Below are 19,375 nucleotides of genomic sequence, written 5' to 3' on the forward strand. Positions count from 1 at the left end.
TTAATCAGCACTGGTGCAGCAAGATGAACGAGCACAGTCCAATCGAACCACTCGAGCGCGTAGCCACGCCAGACGAAGAGAGCCTGTCCTCAGAGCTTGCCAATCTGGTGCAACTGTTTGCGTCTGCTGCACAGGATTTGAACGCGACGCTCTCCAGTCACATTCTTGGACGGCTCACGGATTTCCTGCGCGGTAAAAAGCTGCGCTACTTCCTCTCTCAAGACCAAAGATCAGGCAGCGCCGCCAATACCATCAACCTCCTAAAGCGAATGATTTCCCTTGGATTTCAGGTAGATGTGGACCTGATTTACGACAGTGGCCAAGAAACGCTCCTGCAGGAACTGGCGCAGCTGCTACCCGGCTTTGACCCGACCACCCGCGCATCAATGACGCTGGACGGCGTTACAATCACCTTTCACGCTTATCAGGAAACCACCGTTGGCGAGATAACCCACCGTTCCGTGCCGGGCCTGTCTGGCACGATGCCGCTATGTCTATGTGGCGGCGGTAACATTCCCAACATCGACAATACAAGCATCGCGACTGCAGTGAAATGCAGCTACTTTGTCCTGCTTCAACCTTATCTTTGGACAGCCGAAACCTGCACGCAGGCTGAAAAGACTTGTTCCACCAACTCCTTGGTGGTGCTACCGGGCCTGAAACAGACCATAAACCTCGATGATCAGCTCGTTCTGCAAGGCTCACAGTTTGCTTATCGCAGTTTCAAACAGAATCTGACCACAAAGCTCAACTGGGCGGACCTGAGGAAGATCCCGGAGGTCAACACCAAGGCATTGAGTGCGGCGCAGAACATCAGCAATGCTCTTGGAAAATCAGGCCAATCCGGCATCGAGTTCTTTCCGGTTGCGAGCCTGCCAGGGTCATCGACAGACAAAACATCGCTTGTCGGCAATGCAGAAGGGATTGCCTTTGAGCTCATCGCTGCAGCCGCACTCCTGCAAAAGCAAAAAGGCTTTACCCAAAAGCCGGTTGTCATTGCTGTCCTGGATGATTTGAGCAGTTCCACATGGCAAACACTCGCACGATATTTTCCTCAAAAGAACGCGGCGAAGCAGGGTGCAACCACATCTCTTGATGAGCTGACAAAGAACATCAACGCTTACTGCAAGAACCAGCAAGTGTTCCGAAATACCTCTGGCTCAGGTACCGGTATTTACCTGAATAAGGACCTGTCAGGCTCTGCTGGGGCTGCTTTCCTCAGCAAACTGAAATCGGGTGCAACTGTTGTCACCACCTTGTCTGATCTGCCGCCAGACGTGATTGACTATTTGTATGGCGCAGCCACTTTGCCAAGCGTTCTGGAAGGCACTCAAAGCGCCAATCGGGCTGTAAACCTGGGTAAGCCGTTCTTCAAACTCGGCAATTTCACGTCCAACCCTTATCCAAGCACATTTGGAAACGGCAAGGGCAAAGCTGCCAGCAGTACAACACCAACCACCGCAACGCTTTTAGATACCTCCAAAAACCAGATTGCTCTCGGAACATCCGCGTTTCAAGAGGGCTACAAAGCAACCATGCCGCCCAATGAACTGGCGCAAACCATATCGAATATGGTGACCCAGTTTCGCTCAGAAAAGGGCGAGTACTTCGAGTATTTTGATGGGCTCAAACAGTATTACACTGCTCCTCAAAACGATAAACTATTACAAGCACTTGGATTTTTAGCGGCCAGATTTGCTCTTGCTTCGGTCGCACGTGGCGTCTCTGACAGCATTTTTTCTGATCTGCAAACACTGCAAACCTCACTGACGTACAATACAAAAAATGGGATGCTCGTTCTAATCCCCAATGTGCTGAAAGAGGGACCGTTCCACACCTTCCTGCAAACAGTACTGGGCTCAGGCGGACTGACAATTGGCTCCGTAAAAAGCCCCGTGACGATCAAACCTGTCTACACCTCAAAAAAGCTCAGCAAGATCATCGTACAGGGAAAGACCTCGGATTTTCTCGGCACAGAACTGGAAGTCACATTTACCGTTTCCAGCACAGGGCGAGCGAGTAAAAATCATAGTAATTACAAAGTCCAACTCCAAATCTCGCTGGAAAAGCTTGAGTTACCAGGCGTCGAATGGTTCGCACTGGAAGACACAGGTCTGTCCGTCGAGTTCTCCAGCAATGGTGCGCGTCTCACAGGTGGTGTGCAAACCTCTATTGAGGTCGGCGACACGCTCATTCCATTCCACATGGATTTCCCTAGCTCTGCCAAAAACAAGATGGTGGTGCAGGGAGCATTTGCAGAGGAGGCAGCCCCTTCGCTGAACTCCATATTCACGCTCATCGGCGGGATGAACTTTGCAAACTCGATCCCCTCAGAATTTGCCGACCTGAACGAGCTAAATGTGGATGGTCTGCGCTTCAACTATGACCAAAAAAACAAGAGAATAGACAGTTTTCAGGTTTCCCTGAAAGACAGCAAGGAATGGGATCTGTTTGGTGGATTGAACCTGAAGAACCTGAGTTTTGAGATCACCGCTTCACAGCCAACCGGCAAACGTCAGATAAGCTGGGTGGCCTCCACAGATGCTGTGATCGGTTCAAGCAGTAACCCAGCAATTCTCGATCTTTCTGCCACCTATCCGCAAACCACTGTTACTGCGACACTCAGCCCGGATGGGGCAAACCTGCCTGTCTCGGACTTCGTGAATGCACTGCTGCCAAGCGGCTATCACCTTGACGTTGATGCCGATATTGCAAACCTGTCACTGGAATATTCTCCCGGCCAGAACAAGAACAGCAGCACCTATTCCGTTGAGGCTGGCGTAAATTTGAAAGGCTGGCAAATCACCTTGCCACCTGCAAAGTTCGAGCTCAACGACATCTACATCCAAGTCAAAGGTGTTGGAACCAGCTCGGTAGGCTCCATCAAAGCCTCAACAATGCTTTTTGATGGTCTGCCAAATGTTCAGCCCGTCCCAGTTAATGTGACAGCCACATTCGACACGCACAACCATCTCTGGACGTTCCGCGGAGAACAGGGCGATACACCCATCAAGATCAGCCAGATCATTGATGCCTATTTCGGCAGTAACTGGGCACCGGATGCTATCGATGTAGACCTCTCAGATCTGAATGTAACCTTCTCAACGGGCACCGGAACATCCGCGGCCAGTTATGAGTTTGGGGGAACAGTGAGCCTCAACAAAGACGTGAGGCCAAAATGGCTCCCGGATGTGACTTTCACGGCAAAAATTGGAGATACAGGGGGACGTGAGCTGCTGTTATCCGGCAGCAAAGCGCGCATTCCGGTGCTTGATGACCGCGAAGAGATTGTCTTCATTGAACCAGCTAAATCATTGACCCGTTATGAAACTGCAAAAGAAAACGGCAAATACGCATTGCTGACAGCTGATGTGCTTTGGGAGAACATCGAGCTCACCGTATTTTATGAATATGCCAAAATGCATTCACATTTCGGGATCACTTGGGGCGCGTTCTCGGCAGAGGTATTGGCTGATCAATGTGCGACAGTCAAGTTCACAGACACGACCACTCTGGGTGCGATGGTGGAAACCTTTGTGGAATGGATGACCGGAACAAAGTTTGGGCTCGCCGCGCCATTTGACCTGTTAAATGATGTCAAACTTTCTGATTTTGAACTCAAATGGGACTTTAACACCGGAAGCGTTGAATTTGATGTGAAAATTGGTCCTATCGACCTTTTAATCGCCTCAGTGACCGGCATTTCGCTCACCTATAAAAAGAAATCAGGCGTTTTCGTGCAGCTGAAAGGTGATTTTCCCTGGCTGTCTCATAACGGGCTGGAAGCAAAAAAACAGCCGTCATGGCGAGCTGATCAACCCTCCACAACACCTAGCCCCGGCGGTGCTGGCAACAAGTATCTTGACCTGCGTTTACTCGCCGGCGGGCAGCATGTGGACGTCAAAGGCCTGCAAGACGTCACCACCGTGCAGCAAGCTGTCGATATTCTGGGAGACCTTCACAAACCCTCAGTGAAGAAGGTGCCCGACATCGGCTTTGCTGGTGACATCAACTGGCTGTTTGCAACGGACTTCGGTGTTCTGAGGATCGATTCCAGCAAAGAACTAGGGCAGGAACATCAAGGCGACCTTGAAAGCACCGGCGCGAAGTACACGTTCACCTTGCAAGTGGTTCTGACAGACCCAAGTCTCTATGCACTGCGCATTGCCTGTAATGGAAAAGCGGCTAAGGTCTTCTCCGGTCTGGATTTTCAGGTCATCTATAAAAAAGTCTCGCCGGGCCTTGGTAAATTTTCAGCCTCCATCGAACTGCCGGAAATCATGCGCCGCATTGATGTTGGGGCCGTGACAATCACACTGCCCACATTCGGGATTGAGGTCTACACCAACGGTGACTTCCAGATTGATGTCGGTTTCCCCTGGAACAACAATTTCTCGCATTCTTTCTCAGTTGAGGCCATCGTACCGCCGGGTATTCCGGTGAAAGGCGGAGGAGGGTTCTACTTTGGCAAGTTGCCTGCTGCTTCTGTCAAAGGGCTGCCAGTCTCCACAAAAGGCTTCTTCAACCCCAATCTGGTCTTCGGCTTCGGCGCGCAGCTGGGGCTCGGCAAGTCCGTTGATATGGGCATTCTCAAAGCGGGCTTCAGCCTCACCGCCTTCGGAATTTTGCAAGGCATCCTAGCAAAGTGGAATGCCTATGAAGATCATCACTCAGGCAGCAGCGATGCTCTGTCACTGCAGGGCGAATATTTCTTCTCCCTCACAGGAACCTTTGGCATCATTGGTAAACTGTATGGCACCATAGATTTTGCTATTATCAAGGCTTCGGTCAATATCAGGATCGAGGTAAGCGCACAGATCAAGCTTGCCTCATACGAGCCGATCCCCCTCACAATTTCAGCTAAGGTGGATGTCCGCGCCTCTGCGAAGATCGATCTTGGCCTGTTCACCATCAAAGTGAGCTTCAGTTTCTCCGCGCACGTTCATACCACCTTCAAACTAGGTGCTCTCCAGGATCCGAGTAAAGCTCCCTGGCTTGATGGTTCTGAAGCCTACGAAGGCTTGCTTGCTGCACCATTAGCGGACCGCCTCGCGCTCTACAGCCGCTTGCTAATGCTGACGGGAGCCTATGAGGCAGCTCCAGTAGAGTTCAACTGGGCAAACCTGCAACCCGCTGCGGATCCCTCTCAAAACCCGCTGGAGATCCATCTGGGCTACGGCTTGACCCTGGCAAAGGATGAGAACTGGTCGTCTTCTAAAGAGGCCCGAGCGCCACAGTTGCCGTGTTACGTCGCCAACCTGTTCATTTCAGCACCCGCACCAGCAACTCCGGAAGATGCGGAGCTTTATGAGAAGGCCGCAGGGCAGCAAACAGACACTGCATTCGAGGCTCTGGCCAAGATGGTAACCCGCTGGCTTGTAGCCGCGACCATGGGTGATGAAACCCCCAGTGCAGACCAGGTCGATAACCACGTAATCAGCGCGATTGAGATCAACGCCATACTGAACAGGCTGGGTGAGTTGGAAGGCTCGTCAGACGCATTGACCCAGCAGGACATCACCACGTTCCTGCAGCAACAGTTCATGCTCCATATTGCTTTGCCGTCCCGTCCAGGAGAGGCGCAAGCGACCTATTTCCCCATGTTGCCATCACTCAGCATCGCGCTGGAACAAGACAGCAAAACATCGCTCTCCTATACTTTTGCAGACTACAATTCCATAACCACCGAGTACCTGGAAGACTTAAAAGTTTACTTTAACCAGCTCAGTGTTCAGGTGGAAAAAGAGAGTGGAAAATCCCCCTTTGAGATTGATGTAGGTGGCAGTAAAACATCAATAGCATCATATATATATAAAAACTACTTCATGCTGATTATGAAGCAGATGATGCAAAACCTCCTGAGCGGTCTACGCGACTTCAATTATCCGCTCCCAGCTGGAAAAACATCCAGTTGCATTGTGAGTTGGGTCAACAGCCAAGGTGCCTTTTCCGGAGCAGACTTTACCCTCACAGACCTCTTCAAAGCCAACAACAGCCACCCTTTGACAGCAGGCCTCAACGTCACAATTCCGACTGCACCGCTTGTGATCCCTGCGAACAGTTCCTTCCAAAAATTAGCTAGCAACAACCCATATAATGCGACTGTCGAAGCCTCTGACCTCATGAGTAAAAACAAGGCAGTCGCGGGCCTTTTGCGCAGCGGAGCTCAGATTGTTTACACCGCATCAGATGGAACTGAGAAGAAGCATACAGTCTCTGGTGGGCAAACATTAAATGCAGTCGCATCAGCTCTTGGGATTATCATTGATGAACTGACCAGCAGCAGTGCTGTGCAAGCCCAGCAGGACCTTCTGGTTGTCGGCTCTACGTTGCAGATGCCAGCGTTCACGCAAAAGACAACGGACACAGATACCCTCTCATCCATCGCGCAAAAGTTTGACGCTGATGTTGAAGCGCTGGCAATCACCGCAAACGGAGAGCTCACCGATCTGTTTGCAGGCGCCACGGGCTCCAACGCAGGATCGGATGCTGGCAGTTTGAGCATCGTACATCTGCCTCAGTTCTCCGTTGGAGAGCTCATCAAGGAAGTGCAGCGAACGGGTGGCATCACCCACCTGTCAGGCATGGCCTCACGCTATTATTTCCACGGTATGCGTCTGCCAACAGGTGGCATTACACCACTTGTTGATGGCATCTGGGTTGAAAAGGATGAGGCTGGAAAGCTCAGTCTGCCGAATGAGGCTGGCCTGTTCGCTCTGTCCGGTCAGCAGCTCGCCATCCCAACGCCGCTGACAAGCAGTCTCTCCTTGCTGCTGAGCAAGCCAAAGGATGCAGATTGGATCACACTTGGAAATGACCAAACCACCCTGAAATACGAGGTGGATGTACCGTCAGACAATGAGGCGACTGCAAGCAAGGACTATCAACGCATTGAAGCTGTCAACGCCTACGGGAAGACAGAGTACTTGTCAGCTGGACCAGAGGAACTTTCACTCCTTGCAAAGGTTGAGCAGCAACCAAGCGCTTTCCCAATCCCGCACTTCATCAATTGGCAAAGCGCAGAGCCAATCAACGTTCCCACAAACGACCCTCAAAAGCCATCCAACACCCAATATCTGCGTTTGTGGACGCTTTCTGCAGCACTAACGACACTTGGTGCCAACAGCGCACAAAACAACGCAGTTGTGCCTCCTCAGCTCCTTGTTGAGCAGGTGTCGATGGATGCTGCAACTGGAAAGGCCAGCAAAACCCCGCTGACAAACTATGGCTGGGCCTCAACAATTGAGTTCTCCATCAAGAAACTGCCAGCTCAAACATCGAGCGCTCCAGCGGCGGAAGCTAAAGCGGCGCCGGATGCGGCCTTGAAAACTACCTATGAGCTGAATGGGGTGAGTTCAGCTGGCGTTGTCATTCTGGAGCGATTGCTGCAAAGCCTGCCTGCGGATCATAGCTTTGTATCTCTTACGCTCGGTTACAGCAAAGGCTCACAAAGCAGCGGTACACATTTTGTGGGTGAGGGCGGCAGCAATGTCACCTTCGGCCTGTCGCAAATCAACCTCTCCACGGTGACCAATCCAAGCGGAGAGTTGTTGTCTGAGGCGGTAAGGGAAAGCCAGAGCCCGACGCTTCTCAACACGTCCATGTCACTGGTCAAACTGCTTTGGGAAGCTGGCATCACCAACTCGGGTGGCTTCTATCTCTATTACACCGCTGATGACGGGCAGACCGGATTACCGCCGGATATCTTTAACGAAAAAGGCGAGGCGACGCTGTCTCTGGTCATCATCCATGAAGATCAGGAGTACATGCACGCCTACGTCAACGGGCTCGCAACTGCTCAGCCAATCGCAGGCTCAGGTACATCATTGACGGCCGCTGCCAAAGGCGAGTTGGTGGAGCACACGACCACTGATGATGATACGCTGGCAAGCATTGCGCTACGCTATCACTCCAACCTCAACTCACTCATCGCCAACACTCTGACTTCAGATCAGGACACATCAGCGAACGGCAAAATCCAGCTGATACCGGGCAAAACCATCAGTATCGAGCAGGGCACCTATCGGGTTCCACAAAGCGGTGATGTATCCTTCGCAAGTATCGCCTTGCGCTTTGGGACAAGTGTTGAAGAGCTAAAGCAGGTAAACCCGCGTCTGACTGGCGAAACAGTTTCAGCTGGCGCACCAATACGGTTGCCTGTGATTGATTTGACAATTGGCTCCAAGACTTTGAGCAACGACTTGTCGAGCTGCACATGCCTGTCAGATATTGCGGATTACTTCGGCACAGAGCCCATCGTTGTTGCCAGCGCGAACGCAGAGATGGAGCAACTGCTCGTCACCGGTCAAACACTCACTCTGCGTGCTGGCCCGCTGACTGTTCAACCCGGAGAACATCCCGGCGTTCAGGCGCTAAATGCACAACGTGAGCAGGCGCCGGAGATACCCAAGGGTGGAACAGGAGATGACTACGCGACGGCCTTGCTTCTCAACAACTACAGCCTGCTGGCCTATAAGATTCTGGGAAATCAGGACTTCAGACCAAGCAACATGGGCCTGCCCATTGGTGCCTCAGGCAAGTCTACCTCGCCCAATGAGGGAAAGATCCGATATGTTCTGGAAGCGTCTGCTGGCGATGCGGAAATGTATCATGGCGTAATATCGTATCTCAGCCTTGTAAAAACCGAAAACGCCTCAGAAGCCACGACACTTAACCCGTACAGTGCCAACGGATTGCTCCTGCAAACTCAACTCGGATGGAACGACTATTACGGCAATACGATCCTATCAACACTGGACGAGCCCACAAAGCACGCAGGAAAGTTGAACAGCAAGCCGGCACTTCAGGGCTACACAGATCAGATCATCCCGCTCTCGCAATGGCCCTCGACCTCTGCAAACTGGACAGTGCAGCCTGAGGGTAGCGCTGAAACGAACCCGGAAAACTTCACGATCCTCATCACCTTCAGCTTTGATAGTGGACCCTTCTTCCCGCAAAAAGGCCAAAATCCGGAGATCGCACAGCAAAGAGCGCACTCAGCACTGGTTATCGTTGAAGATATGCTGGCCCAGTTTAATGACCCCAACGGTTTTGCAATAGAGGTCAACTCGACACTATCGCTCAACACCTATCAGCTCTCAGCACACGAACTTGAACAGCTGGTCGGTTGGTGGCAAGACATCGAACAATTCCTGATCAGGCAAAGCAACCCTGAAGAAACCGATACTATTGAAACAATTCCGCCGCTCTCATTGCCTGTAACAGTGCCAATGAGCAGCCTCAATCAGGAACCAATCATTGAGCTCACAACACAGCTTGTCTTCAAACGAACCCACGGCATAGCGGTCGGTGATTATGCAGCCGATCCGTTGACACGATCTGTTGCCAACACCATAACAATCAGAACCACCGTCAGTGCCCCGAAACCTAAAAAAGGTGACGTAGACTCCGAAAAGCCGACGAAGCCAAAGCCAGACATTCTGGCAGAGTTTGCGCAGTGTGTAGCGCAGTCTATCCATGGTCCGGATTTCACAATGATGGTCGCCTCCGGTATCAGCCGATATGCGCCATCCGCTAGCGTGTCTTCCAATGCAACCTGGGGTGTGCGTATTGGCACAAAGCAGGGAGATCCAATCTCCTTCCACATCACAGATGAAAGCCAACCAGAAATATACGCACCGCTTCCAGTCAGTAACACGCTGATCTCTCGCAGTGCCTCGGTTTATCCCTATGCCGGACTGGATGATTTTGACGCAAGTACAGGAAAATTCACAGGTACTTCGGTTCAAAGCACCTTCTCAAATGTTGAGATGGACGTCTGGCTGAAACAGTACTTTGAATTTTTTGACGCGCTGCTGTCTCCCAAATACTCCTCCTCAATCCTGTTCATCGACAAACTCGCAGCCAATAAACCGAAAAGCATCTCCTGCACTGGTGAGAGCCCTGCAGTCGTCAGCGGCTTTATGGAGGCATTGACGGAGCAAAAGAAAAGCCTTGCGCAGATCACGGCACGCATGCTGGCACCCATCTATCAGGATGGCACCAGTACACGGCTAACCTCCGCACAAGAGACCTTCAAACAAACGCTGCTGGAGGAGCTTTCCAATCTCTACACAACACAGGCTGTCCTCTCGTTCGGGGCGGACATAACCGCCAACATTCCGCTGACAGGCGATGAAGAAACTCCGCAGCTTTACGGCAACATCAACCTGAACAGCGTGGCAGATTGCCCACCGGATGCACAGGAAGCCGCGCAGGAGCCAACACCCGCAAAATCTCTCTCAAGCCTTTTCTCGCTCACGTCTGCCAAACTGAAATTGCAAGATGGTGCAGAGCAACCGCTCACCTTCCTGCTTCAGGCCTCAGAAAAACTGGGAGAGACAACGGAATGCCTCTCGCTGGATCTGAGCTACAAAGTCACGTCTCTCGAACATCAGATCAGCCCGGTTCAGGGCATAGCCGACTACAAAGCCTCAAGCTGGCTCTCTCCGATCCACGCGGAAGGCACTCCGGTTCTTGAAAAGCCGCTTGGGTCTTTCAAAGTGCCCATCCTGCTGCGCAGTTTCCCGGAAACGCCGCGCATGGTCTCTCAAGCTGGCCCTACCTATGACAAGAAGGCTAAGAAACTCTCCCAGATCACCAAATGGAACTACGAATACAGTTACGGCCTGAACTTCCATTACCTGCAGGACAAAGCTCATGGGCAAATCCAATTCAACCTCAAAGACAAACCGCAAGGTGAACTCACCGGTTTCATGGATGCCTTTGCCGAACTCGCGCAATTCATCACCATCCAGAACAACCTGACCATGACGCTGGACCAGTATGTTCCAATCATAAACGCTGGTAATCAGGCGGCTGATGCCATCGAGAAGGCGGCACAGGCTCTGGCTGTGATCATCAAGGTCAACGAAGACATAATCTGCAAAGCAAACGCCAGCAGCAGCTTTGCGATGTTTGCAGCAACCTCACAAAAAGAGGGCAGCGAAACAATCAGTTTCAGCTTTCTGGAGGAAAATCAGGACTATAGCACTCCAACGGAGCAAACATCACAGCGCTGGGTCGTCAAACTGATACTGGAGGATTGCAATCCGCCTGCAGGACTAACCGGAGACCCTGTGGTCGAAATTCCGGATTGGACAAGCCATCTGGACAGCAGTGCGTGTGTTGAGGGTAAGCAGACCTACACCTACTATTACACCCAGAAAACGAAGATTAAGCAGACCTATCTGACACAGGATATTGCACAGCCCTTGAGTGATCGTCAGGTCGTCATGCCGGGCATGCAGGTGCTCGCGCGGCAAGATGCGTTGGCTTCCATGTACATGATCCGCAACAGCGACATCCACGGCAAAATCACAGATGGTTTCGTGTTCAGAACGCCAACGGCTACCTTTAAAAATCCGTTCCACCCAACATTGTCCAGCTTTCAGCCGCTCAACATCGCATACCTCGGCAACCCCACAAATGAGCCTTATCAGCGGAGTCTGAAGGAGCATCTGGAACATCTCTTCTACATGCTGTTTCATGGTGAGTATGCTGGTGACATTACGCTGCAGCTTAACATTGGCTACAGCTATCATCTTGCCCAAGGCCTCACAGAAGAGCCAATCGATCTGCCAATCGCTCTTCTGCCGCCAACCCCCGTCACCATCCAGAACAACGGCGAACCTGAGGGCGATATCCTTGAAAACTTTGCCAACTCAATCACGGCGTGGGCACAGGCGCATAAACCATCCTGCAATGCAGCTCAGCTGAACATTGCCATGAATATCATGTCCAATCTGACGGAAAACCCCATGCCCTTGCTCAACCTGCAAAACCTCTACCTGTGCACCGATGACATCATTCCACCTCTGCCATCTTATGAAAGCGAAACAGAAGGGGTGTAAGACACTCAGATAAATCCGGGAAAGGCATGCCGATGGGCCACTGAGTGCGCCATGCTGGCAAGGGTGATGATGTCAAACACTGGCCGTTTGATCCGCGCTTGTAGTTGATGCGCATAAGGAGGCAGGTCGGTGCACTCCAAAACAACGGCCCCAATATCCGGTGATCGCTCAATCATGTTATCTGCCGCAGCAAACAACTCTTCTGTCACCTTGCCAAGGTCCATCTGCGTGCGTTCACCGCGTAAGATCACCGCGGAAAACTCAGGGGCTTCATCCAGCCCCTGAACCACAATCGGCACATGGGCAGCGCCCACACCTTCCAGATGCTTGTCCGTCAAAGAGGCTGCGGACGCTGTGATGACCCCAACGGGTGCATTGGTCATGTGGTAGGCAAGGGGAACCTGTATGAGCGAAGACACAAAAACCGGAACAGAAACCGCCGCTGCGATCTCCTTTTGAAAGATCGCCAGAAATCCGCAGGACCCGGTGATTGCGTGCACACCCTGATCTTCCAGCCGTTTAGCGGCGCTGAGGATCGGCTCAAGCAATTCAGGCGAGGGATCAGCCAGCAGTTTTTGAACTGTCAATCCATGCAGGATCTCATAGGTTGTTGTAAACGGCAGGCTCGACGGGTTCTTGATGTGACCGGGAGGTTTCGGGAAATAGCTTTCCAGCGAAAGAACGCCGATTGAAACGCCGCAAATGTTCTGGCCACCAGGATGAATGGTCATGCGAAATCCTTTAGTACCGTGTCACGTGATAGGGGGTCATATTGATGTTGGGGGTGGTGCCGGTCACCAGATCGGCAACCAATCTTCCAGTTTTTGGGGCCATCATCAGGCCGTAATGACTGTGGCCAAACGCGCCGATCAAATCCGGAAATCCGTCAATTTCGCCAATGCAAGGCAAACTGTCGGGTAAGCTGGGACGTTGTCCGGACCATGTGCTGATGTCATCCATCCGCAAATCTGGCAGCAGCTTGCTGGCAAGCCCCACCAATCCATCCAGCCGTTTTTGGTTGATCGGTGCATCAAGCCCGGCAAACTCAGCCGTTCCGGCAACCCGAATGGCGCTCTCCATGGTGGAGGCGACAAACTTCATGTCCATATCCATGATGGAATGCGTGAGGGCAACACCGGGATTGCTGAAGGACACATGGTAGCCACGCTCAGCCTCCATCGGTACCTTGACCCCAAGTGGTTTCAGCAGCTTGGCAGACCAGACGCCCATGGAAAGCACCAGTTTCGGTGCAAAATGCGCGCCTGTCTCCGTCACATACCTCCAGCCGCCGCCGTCGTTTGGCGTGATGGAGTGCACCTCGGCTTGCTCAATGGTTCCGCCCATCTGGCGTAGCTTGTCGGCAAGCACTTCACCGATTTTACCGGGGGAAACAGCCCGGGCCTGTCCCTTGATGAGAACGGCGGCCTCAAACTCATGGGTTAAAGCAGGTTCCAGATCTCGTAAGGCCGCAGCGCCAATCTCCTCAATCTCAGCCCCCACAGCGCGGCGCATGGCATAATCCGGTCCATCCAGATCAATCTGGGAGGCATCCCGAAATGCATGCACATACCAGCTGTCTTGCAGCAGTCCTTCGTGCCCTGTGCCTGAAAGGTGATGGCGGTAAAGCTCAATGCAGTCATGATTAAGGGCATGCATGGCCTCGCCAATCGGCTGAATGCGCTCCTGTCGTCCCTCATAGAGAAACCGCAGGCCCCATGTGGCCACGCGAGGCAGGTAACTGGGCTTGATCGTCACCGGACCTTGCGGATCCATCAGCCAGCCGGGCACCTTCTTCCAAAGACCCGGCATGGACTGTGGCACCACAGACCACGGCGAGATAATCCCCGCATTGCCAGCAGAGGTGGCCTGACCGGGAGCATCCCGGTCAACCATATGCACGCGCAAGCCTTTCTCGGCTAGAGACAGAGCACAACAAATGCCAACCAACCCCGCACCAAGCACAGTGACATCAGGTACTACAGTTTCTGTCATTGTGTCGCCGCCTGCAAGTTGCGCTGGCTGGAAACCTGCTGGAACAAGACAGGCGCGATGACGAGAATTGCAGCCAGATCAGACCCCAGACTTGGAGCAACCAGCATCAATCCGCCAATAGCCATCAGCACACGCCACATACCGTTGAGCGGAGCCATGAAGTAACCGGACACAGCTGTTGCAATAGCAAACACACCCAGCGCACAGGTCAGCGTCACCTGCAAGAACGAGACGAGAGTGAAGTATTCCGGCAAAACAATCAGCATGGTTGGCGCATAGACGAACACCATTGGCACCATGAGTTTGCCAAGGCCTAAGGTAAAGGCACTCACACCAGTCCTGAACGGGTTCGCCCCTGCAATGCCCGCCGCAGCATACGCTGAGGCGCAAACCGGCGGCGTAATCTCGGAGATAACACCATAATAAAGCACGAACATATGCGTTGCCAAAGCAGGCACACCCAGTTGTGCCAGAGCCGGTTGAGCTACCGCAACAAGCATGATGTAAAGCGCCGTTGTTGGCAGACCAGCACCCATCAAAATACAGGCAATAGCGATCAGAACCAGAGACAGGAACTGCTGAATGGAGGCTTGCCCGAACACTTCCAGAGAGGTCCAGTCAAGCAGCGGAGCTAATGAGGCTGCCATATCCGCAGCGCCATTGGTGACCATAAAGCCAAGACGGAAGCCAACACCGGTCGTGTTGATCACACCGACCACGATGCCCACAGCAGCAGAGGCTGCGCCCACGGCCAGTGCGTACTGCACGCCCACATGGCAGCTGTCGAACAGGTCTTTAAAGCTCTGCCGTTCATTGCGATGCAAACAGCCCAGCAAGGTCAGCGCGCCAAGCACCCCGGCCATCGTTGGCGAGAACCCTTCACCGGAATAAGGCGAGGCCTTCCAGAAAATGAAGCCCAGCAAGGCAAGTGGCACAGTCAGAGACAGCGGCTTATCGATGGCACAAAAGCCAACAACAACACAAAGCGAAATGCCAATAAACGCAGCCATGTTGGGCGAATAGCCAGAGAACAAGACAACAAGCAGCCCGATGAGTGGCAGCACTGTAAACCAGCCCTCACGCCAAACCTGCACAAACTGCGGGATCTGGTCCTTAGGGTAGGCTTCCAGCCCAAGGCGTTTTGCGGTGAAATGCACGATGGACATGACGCCGATATAGTGCATCAGAGCAGGCACAATCGCTGCAATCACGATGGTGGTATAAGGCACTTCCAGATACTCGGCCATCAGGAAGCTCGCAGCCCCCATGATTGGCGGAGTGATTTGCCCACCCGCACTGGCCGCCGCTTCAACACCGCCTGCAAAGTGCCCCGGATACCCAAGTTTCTTCATGTTGGGAATGGTCAGCGAACCGGTGGAAACCGTGTTGGCGATGGAAGAACCGGAGATAGTGCCGAAGAAAGCGGAGGAGACAACGGAAACCTTCGCAGGTCCGCCCGTATAGCGTCCGGCTAGGATCATCGCATTATCAACGAAGAACTGCCCAAGCCCCATGCGCTGCGCCACAACACCAAACAGCACGAAGTGAAACACAACAGTTGAAACGACCCAGAGCGTAACGCCAAAAATGCCTTCAAACGGGAAGTACATGTTGTTGACGAACTGCCGCCAGTCAACGCCCGGATGCTTCAGGATCTGGATTGGAATATATGGCCCCAAAAGCGCATAACCGATGAAGACCACAATGATCAGCGGCAGCACGATACCAATGGTCCGGCGCGCGATCTCCAGCACAGTTAAAATGATGATGGTGCCGAAGAAGATATCCGGTCCGGCTGGATTGCCTTGCCGCAAAGCCTGCTCAGAAACCTGAATTCCAAAAAGGTCAAACCCGCGCCAGCTGAACCACAGATACAGCGATCCCATCATCGCCAGTATCATGATCACCCAGTCAAGCAGCGGCACATTACCAAAGCTCAGGAACTTACCGGGCGTATTGGCCAAGGCACGATCAGATTTGAGGAAGGGGAACGCCAGAAAAATGAAGAAATACAACCCGGCCAGATGGATGCCCATGTGAACATAATCAACCGGCGTGCCAAATCCGGCAGTCCAGAAGTGATAGAGCGCATAGGCAATGGTCGCCCAATAAACCACTTTTGTCAGGATTGGCCCGTTGTCACGGGTATGGAGAGCGGAGTCATACTTTTTCTCCAGCTCTTCCAGAGCCTTGTTATCAAGGTGCGATTGTAGGGGCATGGAACCCTCCCGGGTCTGGGGTGCGTCATGCGGTGGTGAGGGAGCGTTGGATCGCTTTTTCCAACTGCAGCAGCTGCGCGAGTAAAAAGAACGCGGCAAAGCAAAACCACCGGTGGCGACAAAAGACAGCGGAAGAATACTCCCGCTGCCGTTTTAAGTCAGACTGTGATTAATCGAGCAGGCCAACTTCTTTGTAGTAACGCTCAGCACCCGGGTGCAGCGGCACGCCAATGCCATCAATGCCATCAAGCGCACTCTTCATGGTGATGACCTTGCCTTTCGGATGTCCGTTATCCAGCAGTTTACGGGCGGTCTTGGACCAAAGCGCCTTGGTGATCTCGTAGACCAGTTCCTCATCAATATTAGCATTGGTCACAAACATGCCGCTCACTGCCACCGTGTTGGTGTCATGCGTCACGCCCGGATAAGTGCCAGCAGGGATGGTGGAAGGAATGTAGTAGGGAACAGTCTTGTTCGCCTGAGCAACTTCAGCCTCAGTGAAGGAATAGAGATCCATGCCCTTGGTGTTATCCAACTGGATCATGGCAGCAACCGGGGTTCCCGCAGCATAAAAGTAAGCATCCAACTGACCATCAGCTGTCCGCTCAGCGCTTTGAGAGTTGTTGAGTTCAGCTTCATCAATATTGTCACGATTGACGCCGTGGTCACCGAGAATAAGCTCAACTGCAATCTGCGTTCCAGAACCTGCCTGCGCAATACCAACCCGCTTGCCTTTCAGGTCCGCAAGGTTGTCCAGTTCTCCACCCTTTGGCAGTACAAGATGCAGATCTTCCGGGTAAAGGTTTGCAATCACACGAAGATCAGGCTTGGCGTTGCCCTCATACTTGCCAGAGCCGTGATAGGCGAAATGAAGTGTCGCAGCACCGGTTAGGCCCGCTTCCATCTGGCCCGCCTGAATAGCGTTCACATTGTGTGCAGACGCGTTGGTTGACTGCGCAATTGCCACCAGATTTGGAACACCGCAGTTGCCGCCCTGATCACACGGACGAGAGCCCGGAGGGTTGGAGATCGCGTTGGCAATAATCCCGCCAATCGGGAAGTAGGTTCCGCCAGCACCTCCCGTACCAATGCGGAAAAATTTGATGTCCTGCGCAACCGCTGCACCACTGATCATCGTGCAAGCAAGCGCAATCCCGGCGCATTTACTGAATAATCCCATGAGTATCCCCCCTCTAATAAATTCAGGTAAGCTCAATTCAAGGTGATAGGTATTTATAATTATTGGCCTCATGGTGGTTAGCCTTATTCATAAAAGCAAATTCGAAATATTATGGTTATGATAGATTTTGTTTATATATATTGAGGTGCCCATGAACCTGCAGCAATTGGCGGTTTTCCGCGAAATTATGAAAACCGGATCCGTCAGCCATGCTGCGCGAAACCTGCATCGCACCCAGCCCGCCGTCAGCGCATCGCTCAAAGCGCTGGAAGATGATTTGGGAATGCCGCTCTTTCTGCGTGAAGGCCGCCGACTGATTCCTGTCCCGGAATCCCATTATTTGCTCTCGGAGGCGTCTAGCATTCTGGATCGTTTGAAGACGGTTGAGCAGAACCTCAGCAACATGCGCGATCAGGTGCAAGGCTCGTTGAGTATTGTTGCCATGCCCGGTCCATCCTCCTATCTGCTGCCCGAATTCATCAGCAACTTCATCGAGGACAAACCGCAAGTGAAGATCACTCTGGCAACGCGCAGCTCACCGCAAATCCTCAACCTGATCGCCGCGCAAAGCTTTGACATCGGCTTTTGTGATGCGGCTGTGGGAACGGAGCAAGATGTCCTGTCTCACAACACCACAATCCCATGCACCTGCCTGTGCGCTGTCCCGAAAACATCAGCACTGGCAAACAAGAAGGTGATCCACGCGAAGGATCTGGATGGTGTGCCCATGGGCGTGCTCCAGCCCAGTCACTCCACCTTTGAGGCTACCAAAGCCGCGTTCCAATCCAGTGATGCGCATTTTGATATCCGCATCGATACTCAATACTTCCTGCCGCTGTTCCATTTTGTCGAAGCCGGGCAGATCTGCGCAGTTGTCGATGCTTTGAGTGCGGTCAGCTATCAGCGCAGCCGCGGGGATGCCTCTAAAATCGTGTTTTTGCCCTTCGAGCCAACAGTGCCTTTTGGCTACTCCATCCTCGTGCCGCACCAGCGTCCACTGTCCCGATTGGCAAGCTCTTTCGTCTCCTCCTGGCAAAACTGGGTGGAACAAACCATCAATCAGCCAATCAGATAGCAAAGAGCAGCTACAGTTAGCGCTCCAACAAGGACCACGCAGGCAAACCGATCTACTTTTGCCTCAAACACTCATATCGGCTGGAAGGGCGTAATGGACGAGGCTTGCCAGAAAGAAAACGAGACTGCAGAACGGGTCTATCACCAGCCTGTTTCCCCATGGGCATTGGAAAATCTGCCCGGCGATCCCATGATGTGGATCCTGATCGTCAGCGAAATCCTCGTGTTTGGCGGAGCGCTGTGGGCCTTCGCCGGCAATGAGCTGCTCAATCCTGAGATTTACCGCGAGGCACGCACGCACCTGAACGTGCCTCTTGCTACCTTGAACACAATCATCCTGCTCACCTCAGGCTTGTTCGCCGCCATCGCGGTACGCTTTGCTAAAATCAAAGAGATTGTGAAGACAAGATTGGCATTGCTGGGGGCAGGAAGTCTTGGCGTCGTGTTCATCGCGCTCAAGATTTTCGAGTACAAGGAAAAGCTTGCCCTTGGCCTCAATGTTGAGACCAACACATTCTATACGCTTTATTATCTGGTCACCGGGTTCCATTTGGCCCACGTGATCTTTGGCCTGATCATACTCGGCATCATCGCCCTGTGGCCCACCGAGGACAATATGGAATCGGGCACCGCCTTCTGGCATATGGTTGATCTGATCTGGGTCATTATTTTCCCCATTTTCTATCTCATGGGGCAGGGGCTGTAAGCATGGACACCAACAAAACATCCCCCAAAAGCATCCAGGTGAACGATCTGCTCAAAGCCTGGGTAGTCTTGGTTGCACTCACTCTGCTCGGCTACGGCCTCAGCCTGTTCAGCAGCGAATTGCTTGTCTATGTGGGCCCGCTGATCATCGCTGCGCTGATCCTGTTTAAGGCGCGGATCATCCTGACCCGATACCTTGGCCTGACCAGATGCCCTGCATGGCTCTCCATGCTCACCTCAATGATTTTCACTTTAACAATGATTTGTGCAGCCCTGCTCACCTACGGCTCAGCAGCGCTTACGCATTAAAGACCTGAGCAAGACACCAAAAAGCAGAAACCCCTCACAAGGCC

General features: G+C 52.7%; 8 protein-coding genes. 4 read left to right on the forward strand and 4 right to left on the reverse strand.

The annotated features are described in order from the left end of the window. The first annotated feature begins 23 nt into the window (after positions 1-23). Positions 24-11,852, forward strand: coding sequence for a LysM peptidoglycan-binding domain-containing protein (locus tag PsAD13_RS14880; RefSeq protein ID WP_063318644.1), 11,829 nt, complete (start codon positions 24-26; stop codon positions 11,850-11,852). Between the two features lie 5 nt (positions 11,853-11,857). On the opposite strand, the gene PsAD13_RS14885 is transcribed toward PsAD13_RS14880, so the two are convergent. The 4 genes from PsAD13_RS14885 to PsAD13_RS14900 form a co-directional block, all read right to left on the reverse strand. Then, complete coding sequence (locus tag PsAD13_RS14885) at positions 11,858-12,583, reverse strand: aspartate/glutamate racemase family protein (RefSeq protein WP_063318645.1); 726 nt, start codon at positions 12,581-12,583, stop codon at positions 11,858-11,860. Between the two features lie 10 nt (positions 12,584-12,593). Beyond that, positions 12,594-13,844 carry an FAD-dependent oxidoreductase gene (locus PsAD13_RS14890; protein WP_063318646.1) on the reverse strand — a complete coding sequence of 417 codons (1,251 nt, stop codon included), beginning with the start codon at positions 13,842-13,844 and terminating at the stop codon, positions 12,594-12,596. Further along, positions 13,841-16,063 (reverse strand): TRAP transporter fused permease subunit, encoded by a 2,223-nt coding sequence (locus PsAD13_RS14895; protein ID WP_063318647.1) that lies wholly within the window; start codon positions 16,061-16,063, stop codon positions 13,841-13,843. Before PsAD13_RS14895 ends, PsAD13_RS14890 begins: the two co-directional genes overlap by 4 nt. Positions 16,064-16,232: 169 nt before the next feature. After that, on the reverse strand, positions 16,233-17,243 hold the full coding sequence (locus tag PsAD13_RS14900) for a TAXI family TRAP transporter solute-binding subunit (protein WP_063291981.1): 1,011 nt from the start codon (positions 17,241-17,243) through the stop codon (positions 16,233-16,235). Positions 17,244-17,394: 151 nt separating this feature from the next. Here PsAD13_RS14900 and PsAD13_RS14905 point away from each other — a divergent pair, with 151 nt between their 5' ends. The 3 genes from PsAD13_RS14905 (at position 17,395) to PsAD13_RS14915 (ending at position 19,331) form a co-directional block, all read left to right on the forward strand. Then, positions 17,395-18,318 carry a LysR family transcriptional regulator gene (locus PsAD13_RS14905; RefSeq protein WP_063318648.1) on the forward strand — a complete coding sequence of 308 codons (924 nt, stop codon included), beginning with the start codon at positions 17,395-17,397 and terminating at the stop codon, positions 18,316-18,318. A 93-nt stretch (positions 18,319-18,411) separates the two neighbouring features. Next, positions 18,412-19,023, forward strand: a complete 612-nt coding sequence (locus PsAD13_RS14910) for a cytochrome c oxidase subunit 3 (protein ID WP_063318649.1) — start codon at positions 18,412-18,414, stop codon at positions 19,021-19,023. A gap of 2 nt (positions 19,024-19,025) precedes the next feature. After that, on the forward strand, positions 19,026-19,331 hold the full coding sequence (locus PsAD13_RS14915; RefSeq protein ID WP_063318650.1) for a hypothetical protein: 306 nt from the start codon (positions 19,026-19,028) through the stop codon (positions 19,329-19,331). Positions 19,332-19,375 lie beyond the last annotated feature (44 nt).

It is taken from the genome of Pseudovibrio sp. Ad13 (assembly GCF_001623225.1).
GTDB lineage: Bacteria > Pseudomonadota > Alphaproteobacteria > Rhizobiales > Stappiaceae > Pseudovibrio.

Bases quoted from the DNA above. Each gene is read 5' to 3' on its own strand.
- PsAD13_RS14880 (WP_063318644.1), top strand. From the start codon at position 24: ATGAACGAGCACAGTCCAATCGAACCACTCGAGCGCGTAGCCACGCCA.
- PsAD13_RS14885 (WP_063318645.1), bottom strand. From the start codon at position 12,583: ATGACCATTCATCCTGGTGGCCAGAACATTTGCGGCGTTTCAATCGGC.
- PsAD13_RS14890 (WP_063318646.1), bottom strand. From the start codon at position 13,844: ATGACAGAAACTGTAGTACCTGATGTCACTGTGCTTGGTGCGGGGTTG.
- PsAD13_RS14895 (WP_063318647.1), bottom strand. From the start codon at position 16,063: ATGCCCCTACAATCGCACCTTGATAACAAGGCTCTGGAAGAGCTGGAG.
- PsAD13_RS14900 (WP_063291981.1), bottom strand. From the start codon at position 17,243: ATGGGATTATTCAGTAAATGCGCCGGGATTGCGCTTGCTTGCACGATG.
- PsAD13_RS14905 (WP_063318648.1), top strand. From the start codon at position 17,395: ATGAACCTGCAGCAATTGGCGGTTTTCCGCGAAATTATGAAAACCGGA.
- PsAD13_RS14910 (WP_063318649.1), top strand. From the start codon at position 18,412: ATGGACGAGGCTTGCCAGAAAGAAAACGAGACTGCAGAACGGGTCTAT.
- PsAD13_RS14915 (WP_063318650.1), top strand. From the start codon at position 19,026: ATGGACACCAACAAAACATCCCCCAAAAGCATCCAGGTGAACGATCTG.